The 25,518-nt window shown below is 45.4% G+C and carries 17 protein-coding genes and 3 tRNA genes; 15 read left to right on the plus strand and 5 right to left on the minus strand.

Translation table 11 applies throughout. The features are described from left to right. Window positions 1–6: 6 nt before the first annotated feature. The 4 genes from NBH06_RS09965 to NBH06_RS09980 all read left to right on the plus strand — a co-directional run bounded on the left by NBH06_RS09965 (window position 7) and on the right by NBH06_RS09980 (window position 8,812). Entirely contained in the window at window positions 7–3,015 is a 3,009-nt protein-coding gene (locus NBH06_RS09965; RefSeq protein WP_250794153.1) for a tetratricopeptide repeat protein, read from the plus strand. A gap of 25 nt (window positions 3,016–3,040) precedes the next feature. Beyond that, entirely contained in the window at window positions 3,041–4,711 is a 1,671-nt protein-coding gene (locus NBH06_RS09970) for a TonB-dependent receptor (protein ID WP_155012814.1), read from the plus strand. A 372-nt stretch (window positions 4,712–5,083) separates the two neighbouring features. Next, window positions 5,084–7,414 (plus strand): type I DNA topoisomerase, encoded by a 2,331-nt coding sequence (gene topA, locus NBH06_RS09975; RefSeq protein WP_195492641.1) that lies wholly within the window; start codon window positions 5,084–5,086, stop codon window positions 7,412–7,414. Between the two features lie 465 nt (window positions 7,415–7,879). Next, window positions 7,880–8,812 carry a helix-turn-helix transcriptional regulator gene (locus NBH06_RS09980; RefSeq protein ID WP_046412497.1) on the plus strand — a complete coding sequence of 311 codons (933 nt, stop codon included), beginning with the start codon at window positions 7,880–7,882 and terminating at the stop codon, window positions 8,810–8,812. A gap of 594 nt (window positions 8,813–9,406) precedes the next feature. Here NBH06_RS09980 and NBH06_RS09985 read toward each other — a convergent pair. The 3 genes from NBH06_RS09985 to NBH06_RS09995 form a co-directional block, all read right to left on the minus strand. Continuing rightward, window positions 9,407–10,198: a DUF3108 domain-containing protein gene (locus NBH06_RS09985; RefSeq protein WP_046412499.1), complete on the minus strand. Its 792-nt coding sequence runs from the start codon at window positions 10,196–10,198 to the stop codon at window positions 9,407–9,409. A 20-nt stretch (window positions 10,199–10,218) separates the two neighbouring features. Next, window positions 10,219–12,093: an Ig-like domain-containing domain gene (locus tag NBH06_RS09990; RefSeq protein WP_046412502.1), complete on the minus strand. Its 1,875-nt coding sequence runs from the start codon at window positions 12,091–12,093 to the stop codon at window positions 10,219–10,221. A gap of 434 nt (window positions 12,094–12,527) precedes the next feature. Further along, window positions 12,528–13,556, minus strand: coding sequence for an acyltransferase (locus NBH06_RS09995; RefSeq protein ID WP_250794154.1), 1,029 nt, complete (start codon window positions 13,554–13,556; stop codon window positions 12,528–12,530). A 293-nt stretch (window positions 13,557–13,849) separates the two neighbouring features. Here NBH06_RS09995 and secDF point away from each other — a divergent pair, with 293 nt between their 5' ends. Further along, complete coding sequence (gene secDF, locus NBH06_RS10000; protein WP_250794155.1) at window positions 13,850–16,822, plus strand: protein translocase subunit SecDF; 2,973 nt, start codon at window positions 13,850–13,852, stop codon at window positions 16,820–16,822. 53 nt (window positions 16,823–16,875) lie between these two features. Here the strand turns inward: secDF and NBH06_RS10005 are convergent. Then, window positions 16,876–16,947: transfer RNA gene (locus NBH06_RS10005), tRNA-Arg, on the minus strand. 55 nt (window positions 16,948–17,002) lie between these two features. Beyond that, complete coding sequence (gene recO, locus NBH06_RS10010; RefSeq protein WP_250794156.1) at window positions 17,003–17,890, minus strand: DNA repair protein RecO; 888 nt, start codon at window positions 17,888–17,890, stop codon at window positions 17,003–17,005. 16 nt (window positions 17,891–17,906) lie between these two features. Between recO and NBH06_RS10015 the strand changes: the two genes are divergently transcribed. From NBH06_RS10015 to NBH06_RS10060, 10 genes are all read left to right on the plus strand, one after another. Then, complete coding sequence (locus NBH06_RS10015; protein WP_008862912.1) at window positions 17,907–18,740, plus strand: helix-turn-helix transcriptional regulator; 834 nt, start codon at window positions 17,907–17,909, stop codon at window positions 18,738–18,740. A gap of 179 nt (window positions 18,741–18,919) precedes the next feature. Next, the gene (locus tag NBH06_RS10020; RefSeq protein ID WP_250794157.1) at window positions 18,920–19,756 is read left to right on the plus strand and encodes a carboxymuconolactone decarboxylase family protein; all 837 of its coding nucleotides are present in this window, start codon (window positions 18,920–18,922) and stop codon (window positions 19,754–19,756) included. A 73-nt stretch (window positions 19,757–19,829) separates the two neighbouring features. After that, window positions 19,830–20,417 carry a flavodoxin gene (locus NBH06_RS10025; protein ID WP_008862910.1) on the plus strand — a complete coding sequence of 196 codons (588 nt, stop codon included), beginning with the start codon at window positions 19,830–19,832 and terminating at the stop codon, window positions 20,415–20,417. A gap of 110 nt (window positions 20,418–20,527) precedes the next feature. After that, window positions 20,528–21,097, plus strand: coding sequence for a DapH/DapD/GlmU-related protein (locus NBH06_RS10030; protein WP_250794159.1), 570 nt, complete (start codon window positions 20,528–20,530; stop codon window positions 21,095–21,097). Window positions 21,098–21,102: 5 nt separating this feature from the next. Next, window positions 21,103–21,213, plus strand: a complete 111-nt coding sequence (locus tag NBH06_RS10035; RefSeq protein ID WP_250794161.1) for a twin-arginine translocation signal domain-containing protein — start codon at window positions 21,103–21,105, stop codon at window positions 21,211–21,213. Window positions 21,214–21,502: 289 nt separating this feature from the next. After that, a tRNA-Glu gene (locus NBH06_RS10040) sits at window positions 21,503–21,574 on the plus strand. A 36-nt stretch (window positions 21,575–21,610) separates the two neighbouring features. After that, entirely contained in the window at window positions 21,611–21,862 is a 252-nt protein-coding gene (gene rpsT / locus NBH06_RS10045) for a 30S ribosomal protein S20 (protein WP_008862907.1), read from the plus strand. A 48-nt stretch (window positions 21,863–21,910) separates the two neighbouring features. Further along, window positions 21,911–21,982 (plus strand) — tRNA-Glu (locus tag NBH06_RS10050). 963 nt (window positions 21,983–22,945) lie between these two features. Further along, window positions 22,946–24,901, plus strand: coding sequence for a DNA topoisomerase (ATP-hydrolyzing) subunit B (gene gyrB / locus NBH06_RS10055; RefSeq protein ID WP_250794163.1), 1,956 nt, complete (start codon window positions 22,946–22,948; stop codon window positions 24,899–24,901). Between the two features lie 126 nt (window positions 24,902–25,027). Then, window positions 25,028–25,297 carry a hypothetical protein gene (locus tag NBH06_RS10060; protein ID WP_008862905.1) on the plus strand — a complete coding sequence of 90 codons (270 nt, stop codon included), beginning with the start codon at window positions 25,028–25,030 and terminating at the stop codon, window positions 25,295–25,297. Window positions 25,298–25,518 lie beyond the last annotated feature (221 nt).

The following is a 25,518-nucleotide window of genomic DNA, read 5'->3' on the forward strand; positions in this document are numbered from 1 at the left end:
ATGTTCATGAAACGGGCGATAGTTATACTTTGTGGAATCGTATGCACTGGACAGCTTTTGGCCGCCAAGCCGGGAATCCCGGCTTATAACGATGACAGGGCTTTGATAGATAGGGGAATCTTTCTCTTTCAAGAGAAGAACTACGCGGGTTGTGCCGATGTGATGAAAGAGGCTTGTGAAGGCGATTTGTCGCCGGAGCAGCGGGAAACGGCCGACTGGTATATCGCTCTTTCGGAAGCCCGCAATTATTCGCCGCAGGCTGTACGGCGGTTAACGGATTTTTTGCGAAATTACCCGGATTCTAAACATACTTTGCAGGCTCGGTTGGCATTGGCCGATTATTATTACGACAGTCAAGATTATGCAAAAGCCTTGAAAGCCTATCAGACGGTAAATGTGAGTCTGTTGACCGGCGACGAGGAGGACCGGTGGGGATATCGCACGGCATGTTCTTTGTTGAAGACCGGTAATCCCGATGCGGCGAAACCGCTGTTTCAGCTTCTAATCGGGAAAGAGAGATTTCGGACAGGAGCCACTTTCTACCTTTCGTATATACAGATGAACGAGGGCGATGATAGAGCCGCTTTAAGTGGATTCTCGAAAGTGGCGGACGACAGGAGTTTCGGCTATGCTGCACGGCTGCACATGTTGCAGATTTATTTCGGGCAAAAACGTTTCGCACAGGTATTGTCCGAGGGTAAAGCGTTGTTGTCCCGTCCGTCTTCCGATGCCGACTTATACACCGAGCTTCTTCGGTTGCTCGGCGAAAGCGCTTATCAAGAAGGTGACGATGAAGCGGCGACGGAATATTTGGAAAGGTATTTGCAACGATGTCGCAAACCCGAACGCTCTTCTCTTTATGTCATGGGTGTCATGGCCTATCGCCGGGGAGAAGATGGCGAGGTGATCGATTATTTGGGGCGTGTGACCGGCGTGGACGATGCTCTTTCTCAAAATGCTTATCTTTATATCGGGCAAGCCTATTTGCGAGCCGGAGATAAAAATAATGCCCGCATGGCGTTCGAGATGGCTTCACAAGGAAATTACGACCGTCAGGTTCGGGAAACGGCGCTTTACAACTATGCGCTTTGCCTGTATGATCGCACGGCTTCACCTTTCGATAACTCGGTGGGTGTGTTCGAACGTTTCTTGAACGAGTTTCCCGGTTCTCGCTATGCCGACAAGATTAACGACTATTTGGTAGAGGTTTACATGACGACTCGTAATTATCGGTCGGCACTGGCGTCTATCGATAAAATACGGAAGCCCGACGGGAAAATACTCGCCGCCAAGCAGCGCATTCTTTTCCAGTTGGGGACAGAGGCTTTCACCAATGCCCGTATCGCCGATGCCGAAAGTTTGTTTAGCCGGGCGATCGCTGTGGGAAACTATGATACCGATATACGGGGTAAGGCTGCGTTTTGGCTCGCCGAGTGCCAATATCGTCGGGAACAATACGATATCGCTGCCCGGAATTATTCGGCATATCTTTCTTCCAGCAAGGACAAGCGGAGCGAAATGTATTCGCTGGCTTGGTACGATTGGGCCTACTGTCAGTTCAAACAGCATAACTTCTCGCAAGCCCTCGACGGTTTTTCCCGGTATGTCTCTGTACAGACCGGAGGAAATCGAAGCATGCTTGCCGATGCCTATTCCCGGATAGGCGATTGCTATTATTACGCCCGTCGGTTCGCCGATGCCGAGCAGTATTATGCCCGGGCCCAAGAGACCGATGTCGCGAACGGAGATTATGCCCTTTTTCAAAAAGCTTTCATGGCGGGATTGCAGAGGAATCACGAACGCAAAATAGAGTTGTTGGACAAATTGATTGTAGATTATCCCCGTTCGGGGTATCTGGCGAACGCATGGTTCGAAAAGGGACAGGCTTATACGATATTGAATAGGAATAACGATGCTATCGTATGTTACAAACAGTTAATCGCCGATTATCCCCAGAGCGCGATTGCCCGCAAGGGAGGTTTGCAGTTGGGTATGGTCTATTTCAATAACGGGCAGACAGACGAATCGGTGGCTGCTTACCAGCAAGTGATAGAGCGTTATCCGACCAGCGAGGAGGCTCGCATAGCGGTCGCCGACCTCAAATCGGTATATGTAGAGAAAGATGCAGTCGATGCCTACGCTAACTATCTGAACAGCGTGGGACGGTCGGAACAGGCCCCTGTGAGCGAATTGGATTCTTTGTCGTATATGGCAGCCGAGCGCACTTATATGACGGGGAAAGGTATCGCTTCGTTGAAGAAGTATGTACGAAATTATCCGTCGGGCGCGTTTTTGATTCCGGCTAATTACTATATCGGGAAAGCATCGTTTGCAGCGAAAGACTACGACAAAGCTCTTCCGGCGTTCGACTATGTGGTGACGAACAGTCCCGACGGCGAGTTTGCCGAAGAAGCATTGGCCCGCAAGTGCGAGATACTTTATTTGAAAGCTCGTTATGACGAGGCTTTTGCCGGATTCAAGGAGTTGGAAAAGAAAGCGACTGTCGGAGAGAACAAACAGGCCGCCCGGTTGGGTATGCTTCGTATTGCCCGAAATAAGCGGCAATATGGCGAGGTGGTAACAGTTGCCGACAAGTTGTTGAGCGAAAGCAAACTTTCTCCCGATTTGCGGCAAGAGATTTTGTTTGCTCGTGCCGATGCCTATTTCCATACGGGAAAGGGAGAAAATGCGGCCGATGACTGGCGGGAGCTTTCGAAAGATACCCGTTCGATTTACGGGGCGCAAAGTGCCTATTTATTGGCCCAATATCAATTCGACAATAAAGCGATCGATACGGCTGAAAAGACGCTGAATACTTTTATCGACAAAGGTACTCCCCACAATTATTGGTTGGCTCGGGCATTCTTGCTCATGGCCAACATTTATGAAAAACGGGGCGAGACTTTCCAAGCCCGTCAATATTTGCAAAGTTTGCGGAATAACTATCCGGCTAGCGACGACGATATTATTTCCCGGATAGACAAGAAATTGAGCGAACTGGGACAAACAGAGTAGTTGAACGATACAATATGTATGGCTTATGAAACGGTTTTCTTTTTTAATCATATCGGTTTTCCCATTCTTCCTGTCGGCACAGGTACGTTCCGATTCGTTGCGGCGGGAAGTAACCATAGAAAAAGATTTTACACCTATCGTGCGCGATGCGTCTAAAATCAATACATTGCCCGAAGTGGAAGCACCGACGGTAACCAAACAATCTATACGGTATAGCGACTGGACGGTTCCGGCTCCCCTCGAACCTCGCGCTGTCTTGTTGGCTCCCGGCGGTTTCGGAGAAAAACCCGAAGAAAATCAATCGAGGGGATACGTGGATTTCGGGATAGGCAATTACCTGAATATGGTCGGGAATGCCGGTTATCGTATTTTGCAGAATGACAAAGACAAGTTGGGTGTGTGGTTGCAGCATCGCTCTACTTGCGGAACGGTGGATTACAATCAATCGTTAACGGAGGACTATCCCAACTCGAAGAAGATGCACCGGCTCGAAGAGCGAGTGGTCGCCGATTATCTTCACTCCTTCGGGAAGCTGGATTTGGGAATAAGCGGCGGTTATCGTTACGACTCCTTCAACTATTACGGATTGCGATACCCCGGTTTGACGGGAATATCTTCGCCTAACCAAGAGATAAACCGGTTCTTCTTGAAAAGCCATATAGCCTCGACTGCCGGAGAGTCGGACCTACTTTATAAAGTTTCATTGGCATATTACCGATACGGGTATCACCGGGGATATTTACAAAGTGAAAAAGGGGCTGCCGAGAATTTAGTGAATGCAGACTTTACATTGTCTGCGCCGATCGACAGACGCAGCTCTATTTCTTTGGACGGTTCTTTCGATTATGTGGGTTACAGCCGGTTACAGTCGGCAGCGAATTACGGTATGATTTCATTGAATCCCCGGTATGACTGGCGGAATGAACACGTGGCTTTTGCGGTCGGTGTCAAGGCCGATGTTTCTTTCAACAACGGAACTATTTTGCGATTCTCTCCCGATGTGCGATTCGATTGGACGATAGTTCCCGATGTACAGTTTTATACGGCTTTTACGGGCGGGAAGAAACTGAATACGTGGCGAAGTGTTTCGGCCTATACGCTCTACTTCAATCCGTCGGCACAGGTAGATAATACGTATGTGCCGTTGGATGCCTCATTGGGAATACGCATTAACGCATTACCCGGATTTTCCATAGGGCTTTCGGGCGGTTATGAAATTTGTAAAAAGGCGTTGTTCCTTTTACCCGAAGATTTGGACGGAAAGTTTACAGGTGTGTCGCGTTTTTGGGGTATCGATGCCAATGCTTTGAAAGCAGAGCTCGATGTATCTTATCGTTACGGTACGAAATTGGAGGCTTCGGCGAAGGTCGGGTATCACCGATGGAAGACCGCCGATGGGGGGGAGACGATTTCGTATAACCGTCCGCAGTGGGAAGGAGGAGTGAATATCCGTTATATGCCTGTTCGCCCGTTCACGCTCGAAGCCGGATATGAGTTTGCTGCGGGTCGGGAGTATTCAAATCTCGGAAAGCTCTCCGATATACATCTCGTTCACTTGAAAGCCTCGTATGCTTTCACTTCTTGGTTTTCGCTTTACGGACTTACCGACAATGTGCTGAACCGGAAATACGATATTCTTTACGGTATGCCGGCACAAGGCATCAATTTCATGTTCGGGGTCGATTTGAAATTTTGAGGGTAAGAGGTCTGTTCTCGACATTTTTAACCCTTCCATCACTATGTGTGCCACCTCCCCTATATGACTAACGCCACACCCCGCAATACTACGGGACGCGGCAGGGGAGAAGAAGGATTTAACCTCTCCCACCGTGTCGGGAGTACTCATGGGACGAGTGGGTAGTTTAAAAACAGGATTTATCTCGTCAGCTTTTTCGGAGGGAATAGTATAGGAGAAAGGCGTTGGGGAGGATATGCGACAAAAACTCTACATGGTAGGAACGATTCAAAATGTGTGCGATATACATTATTTAATAAAAAAGTAGAAAAAAGCTCTGTATTACAATCTGTTTTTCTAATTTTGCGCAAAATTTGAACGAACATTGCGCATATGGCAAAAAATTTGGTAATCGTAGAGTCTCCGGCAAAGGCTAAAACCATTGAGAAGTTTTTAGGAAAGGATTTCGAAGTCCTTTCGAGCTACGGACATATCCGTGATCTCAAAAAAAAGGATTTCAGTGTGGATATCGAGCATAACTATAAACCTATTTATGAAATCCCCGCCGACAAAAAAAAGTTGGTGGAAACGCTGAAACAGGAGGCAGACAAAGCGGATATGGTTTGGCTGGCTTCCGATGAGGACCGCGAGGGAGAGGCTATCGCATGGCACTTGTTCGAAGTGTTGAAATTGAAACCGGAGAAAACGAAACGGATTGTATTCCATGAGATTACCAAAGATGCCATACTCCATGCCATTGAGAATCCCCGGGATATAGATTTGAATCGGGTAGATGCCCAGCAGGCTCGCAGGGTACTCGACCGTATCGTGGGATTCGAACTTTCGCCTGTTCTGTGGAAAAAGGTGAAGCCCGCTTTGTCGGCCGGTCGTGTACAATCGGTCGCAGTGCGCTTGATTGTAGAACGGGAGCGAGAAATCTCGGCGTTCAAGCCCGAAGCAGCCTATCGGGTGATCGGGGAATTTTTGTTACCCGGAGGGGAATTGTTGAAGGCCGAATTGAGCCAACGATTGAAAACCGAAGACGAGGCGAAGGCTTTGCTCGAAGCCTGCAAGACCGCACGGTTCTCTATCGGGGACGTGACGGTGAAACCTGCAAAGAAATCGCCTGCGGCTCCGTTCACCACTTCCACATTGCAACAGGAAGCCGCCCGGAAATTGGGCTTCTCCGTGGCTCAAACCATGATGGTGGCTCAACGGCTTTATGAGGCGGGACATATCACCTATATGCGTACCGACTCGGTGAATTTGTCATCGCTGGCTATAAATACGACCAAAGACGAGATTGTAAAAACTTTGGGCGAGAGATATCTGCATATTCGAAATTACCATACGCATACCAAAGGAGCACAGGAAGCGCACGAGGCAATACGTCCCACGTACATCAGCCATCACGAAATCAATGCTTCCTCTCAGGAAAAACGATTATATGAATTGATTTGGAAACGTACGATCGCTTCGCAAATGAGCGATGCCGAGTTGGAAAAGACGACTGCGACCATCGCTGTTTCGGGAAGGAAAGAACACTTCGTCGCCGTGGGCGAGGTCTTGAAATTCGACGGTTTCCTGAAAGTGTATATGGAGTCTACCGATGACGAAGGCGATGCAGAAGGAAACGACAAGATGTTACCTGCATTGGCGAAAGGCGATGTGCTGACATTGTCGTCGGTCACGGCAACGGAACGTTTCTCGCAAGCTCCCGCCCGCTATACCGAGGCCAGTCTGGTTCGTAAATTGGAAGAGCTGGGTATCGGTCGGCCTTCTACCTATGCACCAACCATTTCGACCATACAGCAACGCGAATATGTCGAGAAGGGCGATCGGAAAGGAACGGAGCGGAAATATCGTATGTTGACGCTGCACGATGGGAAAATCGAATCGGGAGAGAAAACCGAGCTCACAGGAGCCGATAAAGGCAAACTGCTCCCCACCGATATAGGAGTTGTCGTCAACGATTTCTTGACGGAGTATTTCCCCGATATTCTCAATTATAACTTTACGGCGAATGTCGAGCAGCAATTCGACGATATTGCCGAGGGAAAAACCGTGTGGAACGATGAGATAGATCATTTTTACAAACTCTTTCACCCGGTGGTAGAGAGCGCTCTCGCTTTGCGGTTGGAGCATAAAGTGGGCGAACGGGTATTGGGTACGGACCCGAAAAGCGGTCGTCCCGTATCGGTGAAGATAGGCCGTTTCGGTCCGTTGGTACAAATCGGTACTCCCGAAGATACGGAGAAGCCGTTGTTTGCCTCGTTGCTCAAAGGACAATCGATGAGCACGATTACACTGGAAGAGGCTTTGAAACTGTTCGATTTGCCCCGAACCTTAGGCGATTTCGAAGGCAAAACCGTTGTCGTGGGTATCGGCCGTTTCGGTCCGTATATTCGTCACGACGGCAAATATGTATCGTTGCCCAAAGAGTTCACCCCACAGGGTGTTTCGTTAGAGGATGCGATAATATTGATTCAGCAAAAGCGCGAGCAGGAAAGTCAACGCCTTATCAAGAAGTTCGATGAAGATGATGAACTCGAACTGCTTAACGGTCGTTTCGGTCCGTATATCGCTTATAAAAAGAAGAATTATAAATTACCCAAAGGTTCCGAACCGGCATCGCTCACGTTCGCCGATTGCATGAAGATTGTCGAGGATGCCGACAAGGCTCCTGCCAAAAAGAAACCGGCCCGGAAAAAGACGACGAAATAAAAGAGATCCAATGGAATATTGCGGGGTATGCTCGAAAGTTAAATACTTTTGGGCATACTTTTTTTAGAAGCTGTTTTAAATTTATTGAGAAATAATATTATCATTGCAAGCAGGTATGTTCCGGCCATATTGAGTCCCCGTCTCGCATCTTGAATCCCTTGATTTTTGTCAATAGCCCGCTATTGACTGTATATCTCGGACTCCAATCTGCTTCAACATAGGTCTCAATCTGTCTCGGAATAAATTTAAAACAGCTTCTATGTATTCGATATTTTCCGATGATTCTTTTATGGCGTTTTGAAGGGTGAATAGAGGGGACCTTGATGTGCGTGGCTTGTTTGTTGTACTGTTGTAAGTGAAAATAGATCTCGGAATCGGGAGAAAATTTTGGAATAGTGATTAGGTGATTGGTGAAATTGCGGGATAGATATTATTTTTGGAGATGTAAAACAGTGGTTTTGTGTTATGGCGAAAGAACTTTTCAATCGGTATGTATGGCTGATCGATACGTTGCAGCGTTACGGAAGGCTTACCCGCAGAGAGATAGACGGGTTGTGGCAACGGAGCGAATATTCGGACGGCAAGCCGATGGCTCGACGGACGTTTATGAATTATCGTCAGGCCATACAGGAGATGTTTGACGTGAATATCGAGTGTGATGCTTCTACGTATGAATATTACATAGAGGACCCGGATGCTTTGCAGGGAAACGGTGCACGTGTGTGGGCATTGAACACGCTTGCGGTGAGTAACATGCTGAACGAGAGTCAGGAGTTGCGGAATCGAATCGTTTTGGAGAATATACCTTCGGGGCAGAAATTTTTGAGAATCGTCTTCGAGGCGATGAAGGAGAACCGGGTGCTTATTTTGTCGTATCGTTCATTCCGACGTGTAACAAGTTCGCATACATTGGCGGCTCCCTATTTCGTGAAGTTATTTCGTCAGCGTTGGTATGTCATCGCTAAGGATTTTACGGATCGGAAAATCAAGACCTATGCTTTGGATCGGGTTGCTTCTCTCGAATTGAGCAGCCGTACATTCGTCTATCCCGACAGTTTTTCTCCCATCGATTATTTCCGGGATTGTTTCGGGATTACGCACGACGATATGTCGGCGCAGGAGGTGGTGCTGCGTGTCCCTGCTTTGCAAGCTAATTATTTGAGGACACTTCCTTTGCACGAAAGTCAAGAGGAACTTGACCGGAACGAACATAGTTCTACGTTTCATTACCGTTTGAAAATCACTCCCGATTTCGAACAGGAGGTGTATGCTTTGGGGTATTGGCAAGCTGAGGTTTTGTCTCCGCAGACTTTACGCGATGCGGTGGCTGAACGGTTGTCCCGAAGTTTGGCGTGTTACGGAACGGCGGGGTTATCTTGCCATGAACACAGGAAGTAGAAGGTATTTATTTTTTTCCTTTCATCGCCGAAAAGAAAGAACCCGGAAATGCAGCCGCTTTTTGTAGCTTTATTGCCCGATAAAGGAGGGGAGAATCTTGTTCTTTTCTTTATTTTTAACCCCCTTACCTTACGTGCACTCCCCCTATCTCATCTACGATGAGCAGAGGGAGAGGATTAAAAGCGACACTTCGATCGGCCTTTTTTGCTTTCTTTTTACTTTGTGAGTACTTTCTATTCCTTTACAGAAACATAGGGAGAGAGTGATGTTTTTATATGCTTCCTCTGCTATGGATATTTTTTAACCCCTCCGTCCTGCGGACACCTCCCCTATATTTTGCTATGCAAAACACAGAGGAGGAGGTTAATACTTTCCTGTGTATTGTGTTTGTTCTTCTCCCCTGCCGTGTCCCGTAGTATTACGGGGAGTTGCGGAGCAATAGGGGAGACACAGAGGAGCGGTAGCGACGATGAGAGGGGTTAAAAAAGATAGGATTTTTGTAGAACTAACCTTTCCATCTTTCGGATACCTTCCCTATCACGCTGCATGTGCAGGAGGTCAGTTTTTAGCTCTTGCCCAAATGACAGATAGTTTCTATTCTCCCGTATACACGGCTTTCATAGAGCCTAAGGGGAGTTTCCCTTCTACTTTCAAGGGTATGCGTTTATTGTCGGTAGAGATCCATGCCGAGATTTTGTCGCTGGTCTTTTTGCCGGTTCTGTCATAGAATCGGAAGCGAAGTTTGTAGGTGCTGTATTCCTTTTTGTTTTGTTTGAGGATTTCCTGTCCCAAATATTCTATTTCGAGGTATTCGAGGTTTTTACCGGAGAAAATTTTGGTGTTATAGATTTGATACATTTCCATTGCTCGGAAGTCGAAGGTGCGAATCACGTAAAAGATACTCAGCATGTCGTAGACTATACCGGGTTCGGTGAGTGTATAGTCCTCTATGGCGTTACGCTTGGGACGATATAGGCGGATATTTCCCGTGGTCGAGTTTCCATCGTAGGTATAATTTACTTCGTCTTTCCGGTAAGTCCCGTTTTCGTCAGCGAGTTTGGCGTAATAAATGGGTAGCAGTTCTTTGTTTCGCTGCATATCGGATACCAGTGTGTCGCGTACCTTGAATATGTTGTCGGCAAAGGGGAGTGTACGAGCTTTTAAAACAGATGTATATTTGTCGGGGTATTCGGTGAGTTGGAGCGTAGCTGTCGCTGCCCTCTTCCAGAGAAATCCCAGTTGGTATATGACATCGTAGGATAGCCATTCGGGTTGCATACCCGGAGTCGTTTGCGCATAAATTCCGTTGGCCATACTCCAAAAAAGAATCCCGAAAGCAATACGGCGTAACGACCCGGTGTTTTTCATATGACGATGGCGTAGCATGCGGTTTGTTATTAAGATTGTCAGTAATTGCGTTTTTTCTCTTTGGGTTTGTTTTTCTTTATTTTGTCGGGTTTTTGTTTATCGACCGGTGTCGCATAGATGTCCCAATCCTGTTCTATATCCCAATTGGCTTTCAGTTCGAGTTCCTGTGGGTAATACGAAACTTCTTCGGGCTGTCGTTTCTCGGAGTAGTTTCCGGTGTCGTATTTCCCGTTTCCGTTACGGTCGATGAATAAGCGGGCGTAGTAAGTACCCGGATTCATATACATGAACTCGGCTCCTCCGTTGATGACCGGGGCCGTTCTTACGGGTTTGTCTCCTGAATCGAGAATTTCGACAAAAGCGGAATCGGATACGCCCGAAATAGAGAGATACAGGTTGGCGTAATCTTCGAGGGCTTTGACTTTGAATTCTTGTTTATAGGTGTTCGTGAATAGTCCGTAAATATTGGTGAATGCCGTGGAGTCCATAACGATGCGATAGGATTCTCCCGGAGTCCATTTGTAGGTGAGTGTGTAGTCCCGGATAGCAATGGAGTCTTGGAGGAATGTGTACAGGGAGTCGGCAACAGGTATCCACAAGGTGTCTCTTTTTTGTTCCAGATGTATTTTCCCTGCATCGTATGTTTGCAATGGTTCGGCAAAGGAAAAACGAAGCGGTTTATAAACATCGAGAGAAGAGCTTATCTTGGCGTTCATTTGCATGAATTGGATTTCGGGAACTTCGATGGAGTCGTTGTCCTTGTCTTTCTTTTTTTCTTTTTTCTTGGGCGCTTTGACTTTTTTCATGATGAATTTGAGCGTATCGTTGTAGAGAGACAATTGTCTTAACGTGTCGGTACGGAAATATTCGGCCGTGAATAAAAGTGTATCCATGTTGTAAATGAGCGAGTCTTTTATCCAGTATTGCAGTGTGTCGTTGTGGAACGAGCGTTCGAGAATGGCCCAGTCTTCTTGCTCGAAATTCAGCGGTTTCAACTTGGGCAACGAATCAGCGGGGGCTTTGAAATAAAGGTCGATTTTACGACGGTCTTTTCTTTCGCTTTTATCGAGATATTGAGATTGGAATCCTTCGTTGAATGCCGTGAGCAGAATATCGTTCGGATAGAAATGGGTGTGGTTGTATTCGATAATGGTGTCGATGGTGACGCTGTCTTTCCAAATGGTGTCGACGTGTAATTTAACATCGGCCGAAGGAATAACGATAGAATCGAGAAAAGCGATATCTTCCGACGGGTTGTCGAAGCGGTAGTCCCGGTTCATGTCTTTCAGCGCGAATAGACGGTATTTGCCGGGTGTTACATTTCGTATCGTGAAATGACCTAATTCGTCGGAACTGGCAATTCTCTCTAATGGGAGTTTCTGGAAAGCCGAGTCTTCGAGGTCGCTGTGTAATCCTACCAACATGCCGGTTATGGGCTCCAAATCCCGGGCATTGAGTAGTATTCCCGAAACTTGCAGAGAGTCTATCTTGGGGCCGGTCGAAAAGGAGTAGGCGAATCCATAGAGCGGATTACGCTCGTTGTTGTCGATGATGGCATCGGAAAAGTCGATGGTATAGGTCGTGTTGGGTAGTAACGAGTCTTTAAGAATCACGGTTATTTTACGTCCCGAAGTACGAATTTCGGGCATATCTTTTTGGGGGGGGGAGACGATTACTTTTTCGGACGGTTTGTCTACTTGAATGATTTCGTCGAATTCGATTTCGATTTTCTGTTTCGAAACGTTCAATGCGTTAGGAACCGGCATACTCTTGATGAATACAGGCGGTGTTTCATCGCGGGGACCACCCCCGGGTCTCGACATGTTGGCGCAGGAATATATGGAAATCGCCAGAATGAACGAGGCGACCAGCCGATAGACTGTTATCGTGGAAAGGGGGTGTTTCGGATTCATCGTCGAATATTTTATGTAAAGATAGTACAAATAAGAACAGAAACAAGTTATGTCCTGTTTTGCCGAATCGATCTATTTGCGACAAAGATAGTGCAAACCGAGACCAAAAGCAAGTTTACTTATTTTTACCGATGTGCAGCCTATTTTCAATTTTTTCATCACAGGGGGTAAATCGAGTTCCTAAGAAAAAGGAGGCTAAAAAAGATAGTATATAGGATTTTTTGTAGAGCTAACCCCTCCGTCCTACGGACCCCTTCCCTATATTTTGCGTTGCAAAACACCCCGTAATGCTACGGGACACGGCAAGGGAGGAGGGTGGTACTTTTTATTTTATAGTTTGGCATTTTTGTGCAGCAAGTAGGAGGTATCTAACTTTCTCCCTTTTTGCTTGCTCTCTCCCACAAACCGACGGGCGAGGAGAGGGTATAATCTTTTTATTTCAATAGTTTCAATAGCGTATGTTTGTATATGAACAGCCGGACTTTATCTGCCATTACCGATACGATGAATACTCCCGCCATAAACAGCAAGGCATACGGGAATGATGGGGTGTAATGCGCTTCGATATAGTCGCATGCTGCGCAGTATAGGGGTTTAATGGAGAGGTCGTTATGGATTAAATATACGGCGAACGAGGAAACTGCGATATAGTTGATCCATTTTATGCTACCGATATTTAGTTTTTTGAAGAACAAGAACAGGGCTATGGATTCGAGAACGATAAGGGGGTTGAGGTAGCTATAAGGGGTAATCGTGAATCCTGCTTTCAAGATGAGGGCGGCGATGGCTACCATAATGAATCCGGTAACGAGGTAAACACCTAAATAGACGTATTTCGAGAGATCGAATATGCCGTCTTGTTTCCGGCGGAGATAGGCTCCTATCAAATATAGCCCCACGAGGCTGATGATGCTCATGCCTTTGTTGAAGTCATAGGCTTTTCCCAAGTAGCCGAACAAGGTGCTGAACAGATAAAAAGCAAGAATGAATATACCCAACTCCCGATGTGTCGATTTTTCGATGAAGCGGTTTATCATCGGGGCCAGTATGTACAGTCCGATGTACGCTTCGATAAACCAGCGGGAGAATGTATTGTGATATAATGTCTTGAATAGGTCGGTCATGTTGAAGGAATCGGTTGCGGCGGATACGATAACAGGGCATACGATCGCCCAGAACAATATTTGAAAAAGGAGGTTGGAGAAAGATTTTAATTTCCAACGGATACCGAAGTACCCGGAGATGAGAATAAAACAATTGACACAGACGAAGCTGATACTACGCAATTCGAGATCGAACAGTGTGCCGAGCGTGTCGTGGGCCAATGTGTCGTGTGTTGGCAGCGTCCGGGAAGGAATATAATGAATCATCAGAACCAAGAACATCGAAAGTATTCTCAGAAGTTCGATATTTGAACTACGCTCTTGTGGCTCTCTTTCTATTTTATTCGTATAATTGGGCATAATTTATAAGGGTTAATAATCGATTTACCGTCACATCGAAATATCGGAAATGTGGCGCTTCGGTCGGGGCGTGAGCCTCGGGTTATAACCAAAGTACAAAAATAATATTAAATCTTGAAAAAGATATAACCGTTTTCTTTTTCATGTTTCTTTGGGGGATTGTGCTTTATCGGTGTAAAAAACGCTAATAATAAATAAATCGAATAATTTTGGGCTTCTGTGAAAAAATAATATATCTTTGCACCTTGATAAAAATACGAAATTCATTAAACAAAAAATAAAGTAATAGTCACATGCAAAACAAAGGATTTATTAGAGTCGTTGCGGTTTTGCTTACACTTATCTGTTTGTTCTATCTTTCGTTTTCGGTTGTAACCGCTATTTACAATAATAAGGCGAAAGAGTATGCTGCGGGCGATGAGGCTAAGTATAAACATTATATCGACTCTATCTCTACGGAAAAGGTGTATTGGTGGTATTACACGTATCAGCAATGCCGTGAAATGGAAATAGGTTTGGGTCTTGACCTGAAAGGAGGTATGAACGTAACGCTGCAAATTTCTGTGGCAGACGTGCTCAAATCTTTGTCGAATAATAACCCGGATCCTAACTTCAACGCAGCTATCGCTGCCGCTCAGGCTGCTCAGGCCGGGAACAACGACTTTATCGTTTCGTTCTACAACGAATACAAAAAGATAGATCCGAATGTGAGACTTTCGGCTATTTTCAGCACTTTCCAGTTAAAAGATAAAATAACCCCCAGATCGACTAACGACGAGGTAATCTCAATTCTTCGCGAAGAATTGAATAGCGCGGTGGATAACTCGTACAACGTATTGCGTACTCGTATCGACCGTTTCGGTGTGGTCGCTCCCAATATTCAAAAGTTGGAAAAGGACGGTCTTATTCTTATCGAGCTGCCGGGTATCAAAGAACCCGAGCGTGTGAGGAAATTGTTGCAGGGTAGTGCTAACCTCGAATTTTGGGAGACGTATAAACTGGAACAACTTGCTCCGAAACTCGATGCCGTAAATAACGCTATCGCTGCGGCCAATGCGGCACAAGAGCCGGCAGAGGAAGAAGCTCCGGTCGTTGCCGAGGCTACGCCCGATACCGCAGCCGTTGCAGCTGACAGCACGGCTTTGTCGTTGAAGAAAAAATTACAGCAGGAGGCATCGGAAGCCGAAACTATGGAGCGTATCCGTAAACAGAATCCGTTGCTTTCGTTGATGAATTATACCCAAAGCTACGGAGGATCTCCGGTTATCGGTATTGTCAATAAGAACGATACGGCAGCGGTGAATGCCATGTTGGCAAGCAAAATCGCCCGCGATATTCTTCCGAGCGACTTGATTTTACGTTGGACGGTAAAAGCCATCGATGAAAAGCAAACCATGTATCAGCTTATCGCATTGAAAGCCGGTAAAGGTGGCAAGGCTCCGTTAGGTGGCGATGTAATAACCGATGCTCGTGACGACTTCGATAAGATACAGGGTTCTGTGGTGAGCATGACCATGAATGCCGAGGGAGCCAAAGTATGGGAAAAACTTACTCGTGACAATATCGGCAATGCGATTGCTATCGTGTTGGATAATCAGGTATATTCTTTCCCCAATGTCAACTCGGCTATTTCGGGCGGTAGTTCGCAGATTACCGGAGGTTTCTCTCCCGAAGAGGCTAAGGACTTGGCTAACGTGTTGAAGTCGGGTAAGATGGCTGCTGCCGTGACTATTGTTCAAGAGGATATTATCGGTCCTTCGTTGGGACAGGAAGCTATCCAAAGCGGTGTGATTTCGTTTGTCGCCGCTATCATCTTGCTGATGATCTATATGATCATGATGTATGGGGCTACTCCGGGTCTTATCGCCAGTTTCGGTGTTATATGTAACTTGTTTTTCACGATGGGTATTTTGGCCTCGTTACAAGCGGTGCTCACGCTTTCGGGTGTTGCCGGTATCGTTTTGTCGATGGGTATGGCTGTCGATGCCAACGTGCTAATATTCGAGCGTACCAAAGAGGAGCTTCGTTTGGGCAAGAGTTTGAAATCTTCTATCGCCGATGGTTACAAGCATGCTTTCTCTGCGATTTTCGACTCGAACTTGACTACGATTATTACCGGTTTCATTCTATTGGTATACGGGACAGGTCCTATCAAAGGTTTTGCTACGACATTGATCGTTAGTATTCTTACTTCGTTCTTTACGGCTATTTTCATTACCCGCCTTATCTTCGAGGCCGGTTTGAATAGAGGTAAATTCAATAATCTTACATTTACGACCCGCATATCCAAGAATTTGCTTACGAATACGAGAATTAATTTCCTCGGTATGCGCAAAATCGGATTTACGGTTGCTATTGCTATCATTGTAGTTATGGTAGGTTCTTTGGCAATCAGAGGTTTGAATCAGGGTATTGATTTTTCGGGTGGTCGTAATTATGTAGTTCGTTTTGATAAACCGGTGAAACCGGTTGAAATCAGTGAGATGCTGAAACCAGCTTTCGAGGGTAGTTCTCTTTCGGTGATAACTATCACGAGCGACGATCAGGTGCGTATTTCGACCAACTATCGTATTGCTGATCAAGATGAAAATATAGATAAAGAGATCGAGACGAAACTTTATGAGGGAATGAAGAGTGTTTTAGGGGATGCTTCTTATGAAGAGTTTACCGAAAATATGATTCAAAGTCGTCAGAAAGTAGGACCGAGCATTGCCGATGATATTAAGGTGGGGGCATTCTGGGCTGTCATTCTTTCGTTGATAGCGATGGCTCTTTACATCTTGTTGCGATTCCGTGATATTTCGTTTAGTGTGGGTACGTTGGCTTCTGTGGCCTTTACTGCGTTCTCTATCATTGGGCTGTATTCTTTGCTGTATGGTATATTACCTTTCTCTATGGAGATGGATCAGTCGTTTATTGCAGCTATATTGACGGTAATCGGTTACTCGGTAAATGATACGGTGGTAGTATTCGACCGTATTCGTGAAGTGAAGGGTTTATATCCGAAACGAGACCGTGCACTCGTTATTAACGATGCTTTGAATAGTACGTTGACTCGTACTCTTAATACTTCATTAAGTACGGCTATCGTATTGTTGTGTATCTTTATTTTGGGTGGCGATGTTATTCGTAGCTTTACATTTGCTATGTTGTTCGGTGTGATTGTCGGTACGGCTTCGACCTTGTTCGTGGCTACTCCGATTGCTTACGAAATCCAACGACGTAGTATCGCTAAAAAGGCTGCCAAAGAAGCCGCTGCAAAATAAAGGTAAGCGTATAAATACAAAAAAAGGAATCCGGATTCGGATTCCTTTTTTTGTACCCTCGCCGAGAATCGAACTCGGATTTAAAGTTTAGGAAACTTCCGTTCTATCCATTGAACTACAAGGGCATTTCGGTCGACAAAAGTAGTATAAAATTTTGTAATAGTCAACCTTTGCAGCATATTAGTCGAATATGGCTCGTAATATTTCGGGAGACCGGAGTTCCGAAATGTCGGGTTGGTGTAGCCGGTAGTATGTTAAGATTCGGTCGAGTATGGCGTTTCTCTCTCCCCGATTGAATTTGAAGTGGCGAAGATTATTGAAATCCATACGGGTGAGCCGGGCGAAAACTTCGGCTTCGCGGGCATCGAGTGTGTAGGTGTGAATGGGGTGCGAGGGGGAGAAAATTCCGTTCAACATGTCGAAAGAATATCCGGTCCGGTAGGTCTCCATGTTGGGGCTGAACCCGAAAAAACTGCATAATTGCAGCAGGAAACAGAGATGAAAATTGGCTTTACCTTCTTCCATTATATTGAGGACTTGAATGGAACGGGCGATGAAGGCGAAAAGCGGGAGATTGGGCTCGGGTTCTTTTATGGTTTGACAGAGGACTTCGGATAAAAAGAGCGCTTCTGCATTTTTTACCGGATCGGAATAGATGTTTTGAAGAGGTAAAACCGTGCGCGCTTCGATGATTTTTTGCAATTCCCGGCTGTTCCGGTAGTCTATATCAAGTTCCAAAATAGAGAACGGCATGAAGAGGGACCGAAACATGCGAGCTTTTTTCCCACCCCCTTGTGGAATAAGATAGGAAGATCGGCCATATTGTTCGGTGTACAAATGGGCTACCGATATTTTGTCGTTATAGGGAATGATGTGCAGTACTATTCCTAATGTTTTTTCGAGCATTCTCCCGGTAAATTTTTCTACAAAAATAGTTGTTTTATCCAAAGGCCGGTACTGGTTCGGCGCATTGATTTTATTTATTCGGGAGCAGTGGTTGTATCGGGAGTGTGAAAATTGAGCTTCACAGCAAATATTGTACAGATACAATGCATTATATTTGTCCATATAAAAGGCTGATGATATGGAACAGTTAGATGTATTCGATTGCTCGAATGTGCTTATAGCGAGTTATTTTGCCGATGATCGGGAGTGTGCTCATGAAAATCGGGAACATACGCTCATTTATCAGTGTTCCGGTAGATTGGAGATCGAGGAACGTGGAAAGAAAACCGTTTTGTATCCGGGAGATTGTGCCTTTATGCGGCGTGATAACCGAATGTGGTTGCAAAAGAGGGTCGGGAAGGGTGAGCCTTATCGTTCCATTGTGTTGAAATTTTCGAAGGCTTTTTTGAGGGAGTTTTACCAAACACTCGATCGGCAGCAGATTCCAATCGACTCCAAACGAGAGAAAGCGAGCTTGCTCCTCTTGCCGAAAAATAGACCGGATATCCGCTCTTTGTTCGAGTCGGTTATTCCGTATTTCGATGCTGGGGAGAAACCCTCGGAAAAGATTTTGAAATTGAAGATGATCGAAGGTGTGTATGTCTTGCTCAATACCGACCGTAATCTGTATGCATCGTTATTCGATTTCGTGGAACCGTGGAAAATCGATATTCTCGATTACTTGAACGAGAATTATATGTGCGATCTCTCGATGAAAGAAATCGCCAGTTATACAGGGCGTAGTTTGGCTACTTTTAAACGGGATTTTGCCAAAGTGAGCGATTTGACGCCTCAGAAATGGATTATCAGACGACGTCTTGAAGCGGCGCATGATTTAATTCGGTCGGGGAAAAAGAAAGTTACGGAGGCTTGCTTCGATGTAGGCTTTAAGAATCTGTCGCATTTTTCCAAAGTGTATAAAGAGACCTATGGGGTCGCACCATCGTGGCAGGGTGAGCTTTATGGCAAATAGATTTGAGCTTTATAGCAAAATCGTTGCGAGATCTGTTTCGTACCTTTGTACATCGTGCGGAAATAGACGATGATCGATGGAGACTGATGTCTGTCTGTTTCCGATTTTCCAATTACATGATTTCTAAATGATGAGTTGGAAAACTGGTATTTTGTGGTGTTCAATTAAAATCATAGGGTATGAAAACAAAAGTAGTTTTATGGGTTTTATTGTCAATTTTAATATTTCCGATTATGACAAAATCACAAGAGAAAGTCCGACAGACAGCCGGACATGATGCGCTTGGTGAGTTCGCTCCCGAGTTTGCGCATTTGAATGACGATATTCTTTTTGGGGAGGTATGGAGTCGTAACGATTTGCTTTCGCTTCGTGACCGCTCTATCGTGACTGTCGTTGCTCTCATGTCACAGGGGTTGACAGATTCTTCGTTCAAGTATCATCTTGAATCGGCCAAGAAGAACGGGGTGACCAAAACTGAAATCGCTGAAATTCTTACTCATGCTGCGTTCTATGCTGGTTGGCCCAAAGCATGGGCGGCATTTCGTATGGCCAAAGAGGTGTGGGTAGACTGTGCGGATAGTACTGCTGCCTGTTCGCTCGATGCGTATGCTCAATCCATTATTTTTCCTGTCGGCAAACCTAACGATGCGTACGCCAAATATTTCATCGGTCAAAGCTATCTCGCACCTGTCGTGACAGAAGGTATTCCCATTTCGAACGTTACTTTCGAGCCCGGTTGCCGTAATAATTGGCACATACACAAAGCTACCAAAGGCGGCGGTCAAATACTTGTGTGCGTGGGTGGCAGAGGTTATTATCAGGAATGGGGAAAAGAACCGGTGGAACTTCTCCCCGGCGATGCGGTTTATATCTCGGCCGGTGTGAAGCATTGGCACGGAGCTGCGCCTGACAGTTGGTTTTCGCATCTCGCCATAGAGGCTCCCGGCGAAAACAAGAGCAATGAGTGGCTCGAACCTGTGAGCGAAGAGGAATATTCGGGCGTTGTCCGTCATTAACGCTGAGCCTCGAAATAGCTCGAACAAGTTTGTCTTTTTCTCGGCTTGTAGTTTATTTCAAAATGAATATAGTATGAAACAGATAGTATTGATACTTATGAGTATTCTCAGTTTTAGTTGTTCGTCACAAACTCAACGACAGGCGACAGATACCACCGAACCGGTGAGTAAGAAAATTCTTGTGGTCTATTTTTCTTGTACCGGAACTACCGGGAGGGTGGCAGAATCTATTGCCGGTGCGGTCGATGGCCGGCTTTACCGGATTACTCCTGCCGAGGTCTATACTTCGGCCGATCTCGATTGGAATGACAAGTCGAGCCGGAGTTCGGTCGAAATGGCCGACGAGGATTCTCGCCCCGAACTGGGTGGGGAGCCTCTCGATATGAAAGATTACGATATCGTATTTCTCGGCTATCCTATTTGGTGGGACTTGTGTCCGCGTCCGGTCAATACGTTTCTTGAAAAATACGATTTTTCCGGTAAAACCGTTATCCCGTTCGCTACTTCCGGAGGAAGTTCGATAGCCCATAGTGTAAGACAGCTCAGGAAACTTTATCCAAACGTGACTTGGAACGACGGCAAGTTACTCAACGGAGGCGTTGCGGTGGCTACCGAATGGGCTAAGCAGGTCGTTGAAAATACTAAAAAGGGAAGTCGGTGAAAGCCGTTATCTCGAAGAATCGAGCTTTATGACAAAGAGTTTTGAGCCCTGTGGCAAAGTTGCCACGGGGCTTTCTTTTTAACTTTGTAACGGATATAAAACAGATTATTATGAATGCTCATACTATTTTTGAAAGAGATCTGAACGGAGAGATGGTTTCCCCGTCGGATCCGGGATACGATGAATTGATAAATGCCATTTGGGATACTATGAAAATGGCGACCGAATTGAATACCGGTTATCATACACCCGATGAGGTTCGTCGGATATTGAGTGTAATTCTCGGGTGTGAAGTGGACGAATCTATTACTTTGTTGCCTCCGTTTTATGTGGATTATGGGAAACACATAAAAATAGGGAAAGGTTGCTTTATTCAACAGTGTTGTACGTTTTTCGGACGAGGGGGTATTACTCTCGGTGAAAATGTCTGTTTGGGACCGAAAGTAAATATTATTACTATTAATCATGATCCCGACCCGGAAAATCGGGATGCGACTTATGGTCGCCTTGTTGTTCTTGAAGATAGAGTTTGGGTCGGAATCAATGCTACGATTCTCCCCGGAGTGAGAATAGGATACGGGGCTATCGTGGGGGCGAATAGTGTGGTGACCAAAGATGTGCCGCCTATGACAGTTGTCGCAGGTAATCCTGCTCGGATTATAAAAGAGTTGAAAAAATAATCGATATGAAAGAGATAAATAAAACGGAAATCGGTCGTCGTGGATTTCTTAAAACGGCGATGTTAGCGGGGGCAGCATTGACTATGCCCGCAGGATTGAATAGGACTGGCCGCTAAAACGAAAAGGGAGATCGGAGGCTATTATAATAATGCAGGGTAATAGCGGCAAGTAGTTTTTTAATATGGGGTAGAGCCTATAATAAAAATTACTAATGTAGATCGTAGTAGTTTTTAGGGGCAGTAGTTCCTGTTCGAGCGGGAAAGTCCGTGCAGATTGTATGCGATAGAAAGGTAAATGAAAGATTTTTAGGTAAAAATTTTGTCAATTCAAAAAACAGCTCTATATTTGCACTCGCATTTGGAAAGGGCGCCTTACTTTATATATCTAAGGCGCATTTTTATCAAGGGCCCATTCGTCTATCGGCTAGGACGCAAGATTTTCATTCTTGAAAGAGGAGTTCGATTCTCCTATGGGCTACGAATATAAAAATATAATTATTAGGAGACTATTGAGATGGCAAATCATAAATCGTCGGAAAAAAGAATCAGACAAACACAAGTGAGAAATTTGCGTAACCGTTACTATGCAAAGACTGCTCGTAATGCCGTTCGTAAATTGCGTGCTACTACTGTGAAGGAAGAAGCTGCCGCTTTGTATGTAAAAGTTAGTTCGATGTTGGATAAGTTGGCTAAAAAGAATGTGATTCATAAGAACAAAGCTGCTAACTTGAAATCGAAATTGGCTTTACACGTTAATAAGTTGTAATTCCTTGAAATTAAAATCGGCAAGGTTTTCCTTGTCGGGGATAGGTATGGCCCATTCGTCTATCGGCTAGGACGCAAGATTTTCATTCTTGAAAGAGGAGTTCGATTCTCCTATGGGCTACGAATGCGACAGAAAAATCTGTCGCATTTTTTTGTTTAGATATGTGGTATCTTTGTCATGGGGTGTCTTTTTTTTGATGGGAATTACCTCGGTACAGTAAAAATCAGTGAGAATTGTCCTTTTATACTTCTAACCTTCCAATCAAAGATTATATAATTTTTTCAACCCCCTCGCCCTATGGACACTCCCCCTATCTCATCTGTGATGAGCAGAGGGAGAGAGGAGTCCTGACTTCTGCCACCTTTACTGCCGGTATTTTCCAATCCCTCCGTCACTACGTGACACCTCCCCTATATTTTGCATAGCAAAACACCCCGTAAAGCTACGGGGCACGGCGCAGCCATATGTAAAGAGTATGGGGACGGAACATATGGCTCGGTCTCGTGGACCAAATGGGAGTCGGACTTATGTCATACTCTGATGTCTTTCTTTTTCAAATTTATAATGATTAATGGGAATATACAATAGGGGAGGTGGCACGTAGAGAAGGAGGGGGCGAAAACGACATCTCATCAGTCTGTTTATATTAATTCTCCTGTTGTGTCGCATAACGGTATAGGGGGGGCGATGGGCGAGAGGGTTAATTTTTAAAATCACCCCAGTGGATTTATTGTTTTCATTTCCTTTCCTGTTATTGATTGATGTCATTTTTCAGGTTCATAGTGTATATGATTTATATCTTTTTGTGAATAAGGTGCTTTCTGTCAGATGGGTTTTTGTTTTTATCCTTATGTTTGAATTTGCTGTTTGGATTCACAATGTTTGGTCGGGGCTATGATTTGAGAGAAACGTCGGTGTGATTATTTCCACCCGGATTATTTCGCTATTCCAACTTTTTTGTGTATTTTTGTTTGTTGGTGGAAATCCGGCTGTTTGAGCCGGATTTTAAGTGTTTCCTGTTGATTTTCTGTTAATAAGAATAGCGCAGGGATAGCTCATAAAAACAAAAAAGATTCGGATAATATGTCAGAAGAAACAGAAAACAAAAGTTATTCAGCCGATAGTATTCAGGTGCTCGAAGGTTTAGAGGCCGTTCGTAAACGCCCTGCTATGTATATCGGCGATATCGGTGTAAAAGGGTTGCATCATTTGGTGTATGAGGTTGTCGATAACTCTATCGACGAAGCTCTTGCCGGATATGCCACTCATATCGAGGTATATATCAACGAAGATAATTCTATCAGGGTTGTCGATAACGGTCGCGGTATTCCTGTCGATATGCACGAGAAAGAGCATAAATCGGCTCTTGAAGTGGTTTTGACGGTATTGCATGCCGGTGGTAAATTCGATAAAGGGTCTTATAAAGTTTCCGGTGGTTTGCACGGTGTGGGTGTATCGTGCGTAAATGCTCTCTCGACTTATTTACGTGCCGAGATTCGCAGGAACGGAAAGATTTATATGCAAGAGTATTCTTGTGGGAAACCTTTGCACGATGTGGAAGTTATAGGAGAGACCGAAGAAACGGGAACGACGATTATCTTCCGTCCAGACGATTCGATTTTTTCTGTTACGGTTTACGACTATAATATTTTGGCGAATCGTTTGCGCGATTTGGCTTATCTGAATGCGGGGATTACCCTTTCGCTGACGGATAAACGGACGACTAACGATGCCGGCGAGTATCGTAAAGAGGTGTTCTATTCAAAGGAAGGATTAAAGGAGTTCGTTCGTTATATCGACTCGAATAAGGAGCATCTTATCGACGATGTGATTCATATCGCTACCGAGCGTCAGGGAGTGCCTGTGGAGGTCGCTATGACGTACAACACGACGTATAACGAGAATGTCTATTCGTATGTGAACAATATCAATACCATCGAGGGGGGAACTCACTTGACGGGTTTCCGTCGGGGATTAACCCGTACTTTGAAGAAGTATGCCGAGGATTCCAAGATGCTTGAAAAAGTGAAAGTGGAAATCAGCAGCGATGACTTCCGAGAGGGGCTTACAGCCGTTATTTCGGTGAAAGTGATGGAGCCACAATTCGAGGGACAGACCAAAACCAAATTGGGCAACAGCGAGGTTATCGGGGCTGTGGACACGGCTGTGAGCGAGGCTTTGGCAAATTATTTGGAAGAACATCCGGCTCAGGCGAAAACAATTGTCGAGAAGGTGATTATCGCCGCCACAGCGCGTCATGCAGCTCGCAAGGCACGTGAGATGGTTCAACGCAAGTCTCCTCTTTCGGGTGGCGGATTGCCCGGTAAATTGGCGGATTGCTCTTCGCGTAACCCTGAGGATTGCGAGATATTCCTTGTCGAAGGGGATTCGGCAGGAGGTTCTGCCAAACAAGGTCGTGACCGTATGTTCCAAGCTATTCTACCGTTGCGCGGTAAGATATTGAATGTGGAAAAAGCGATGGATCACAAGGTTTTCGAAAGTCAGGAAATCAGTAATATGTTCAAGGCTTTGGGTGTGACTATCGGGACGGAAGAAGATTCGAAAGAGGCGAATATCGAGAAGTTGCGCTATCATAAAATCATTATTATGACCGATGCCGATGTGGACGGGGCGCACATTGCCACGTTGTTGTTGACATTCTTTTTCCGTCGTATGCGTCCGTTGTTGGAACAGGGATATGTTTATTTGGCGACGCCCCCTTTGTACAAATGTAAGAGTAAGCGGGGTAAAGCCGAGGAATATTGCTGGACCGACCAACAAAAGGATCAGTTCTGTTTGAAATATTGCGAGGGAAACGAACAGTTGATGGAGACTCAACGATACAAAGGTTTGGGCGAGATGAACCCGCACCAGTTGTGGGAGACGACGATGGATCCCGAGAACCGGATTCTCAAACAGGTGACCATCGACAATGCTGCCGAGGCCGATCGCGTATTCTCGATGTTGATGGGCGAAGATGTAGGTCCGCGTCGCGAGTTTATAGAATCTAATGCGACTTATGCCAATATCGACGCTTAATTCGATGCGATATAGGTCAGCCCGATTTCGTATCGGGCTGACTCTGTTTTAAATAGAAGGATTTGAAAATGGTATCGATAGGGGAATGTTTTTCCCTGTCGGTTTATCGATGGATAGGGATTCGTTATGGAACGGAAAGCGTTGAATAGCTTAGGGTATATGGAGCTGGCGGCATTTTTTGTCTTCGGTACATTTTTGTTGGGACTGTATTACGACATTGTGTGGTTGCAATGGGTTACAGCTATTTTGTTTATTTTGCCTATGGCGGGAGTATTGCGCTATCCTTCCCGTTGTAAAGAGAGGCAGGAGCCATTTGTCAAAGCTCGTTTCGCTTGGTCGTTGATAACTATGTTTCTTTATTTGGGTATGGGATTCGGATTGCTTACGATTCTCTGAATTCGTGATTGCGATCTGGTCGGTTGTGTCTTTTTTGTTCTCGTGAATATTTTCGAAACCGCTTTCTGTTGCGGCATGGGAAATTCGATTTTCTTCTTGAATCTTAGAAGCTGTTTTATAAATTTATTGAGAAATAATATTATCATTTCAAGCAGGTATGTTCCGGCCATATTGAGCTCCTGTCTCGCATCTTGAACCCCTTGATTTTTGTCAATAGCCCG

It is taken from the genome of Barnesiella sp. B2-R-119 (assembly GCF_023656675.1).
GTDB classification, from domain to species: domain Bacteria; phylum Bacteroidota; class Bacteroidia; order Bacteroidales; family Barnesiellaceae; genus Barnesiella; species Barnesiella intestinihominis.

Excerpts from the sequence above, each read along its gene's own strand:
- NBH06_RS09965 (WP_250794153.1), top strand. The coding sequence starts at position 7 with ATGAAACGGGCGATAGTTATACTTTGTGGAATCGTATGCACTGGACAG.
- NBH06_RS09970 (WP_155012814.1), top strand. The coding sequence starts at position 3,041 with ATGAAACGGTTTTCTTTTTTAATCATATCGGTTTTCCCATTCTTCCTG.
- topA (WP_195492641.1), top strand. The coding sequence starts at position 5,084 with ATGGCAAAAAATTTGGTAATCGTAGAGTCTCCGGCAAAGGCTAAAACC.
- NBH06_RS09980 (WP_046412497.1), top strand. The coding sequence starts at position 7,880 with ATGGCGAAAGAACTTTTCAATCGGTATGTATGGCTGATCGATACGTTG.
- NBH06_RS09985 (WP_046412499.1), bottom strand. The coding sequence starts at position 10,198 with ATGCTACGCCATCGTCATATGAAAAACACCGGGTCGTTACGCCGTATT.
- NBH06_RS09990 (WP_046412502.1), bottom strand. The coding sequence starts at position 12,093 with ATGAATCCGAAACACCCCCTTTCCACGATAACAGTCTATCGGCTGGTC.
- NBH06_RS09995 (WP_250794154.1), bottom strand. The coding sequence starts at position 13,556 with ATGCCCAATTATACGAATAAAATAGAAAGAGAGCCACAAGAGCGTAGT.
- secDF (WP_250794155.1), top strand. The coding sequence starts at position 13,850 with ATGCAAAACAAAGGATTTATTAGAGTCGTTGCGGTTTTGCTTACACTT.
- recO (WP_250794156.1), bottom strand. The coding sequence starts at position 17,890 with ATGGACAAATATAATGCATTGTATCTGTACAATATTTGCTGTGAAGCT.
- NBH06_RS10015 (WP_008862912.1), top strand. The coding sequence starts at position 17,907 with ATGGAACAGTTAGATGTATTCGATTGCTCGAATGTGCTTATAGCGAGT.
- NBH06_RS10020 (WP_250794157.1), top strand. The coding sequence starts at position 18,920 with ATGAAAACAAAAGTAGTTTTATGGGTTTTATTGTCAATTTTAATATTT.
- NBH06_RS10025 (WP_008862910.1), top strand. The coding sequence starts at position 19,830 with ATGAAACAGATAGTATTGATACTTATGAGTATTCTCAGTTTTAGTTGT.
- NBH06_RS10030 (WP_250794159.1), top strand. The coding sequence starts at position 20,528 with ATGAATGCTCATACTATTTTTGAAAGAGATCTGAACGGAGAGATGGTT.
- NBH06_RS10035 (WP_250794161.1), top strand. The coding sequence starts at position 21,103 with ATGAAAGAGATAAATAAAACGGAAATCGGTCGTCGTGGATTTCTTAAA.
- rpsT (WP_008862907.1), top strand. The coding sequence starts at position 21,611 with ATGGCAAATCATAAATCGTCGGAAAAAAGAATCAGACAAACACAAGTG.
- gyrB (WP_250794163.1), top strand. The coding sequence starts at position 22,946 with ATGTCAGAAGAAACAGAAAACAAAAGTTATTCAGCCGATAGTATTCAG.
- NBH06_RS10060 (WP_008862905.1), top strand. The coding sequence starts at position 25,028 with ATGGAACGGAAAGCGTTGAATAGCTTAGGGTATATGGAGCTGGCGGCA.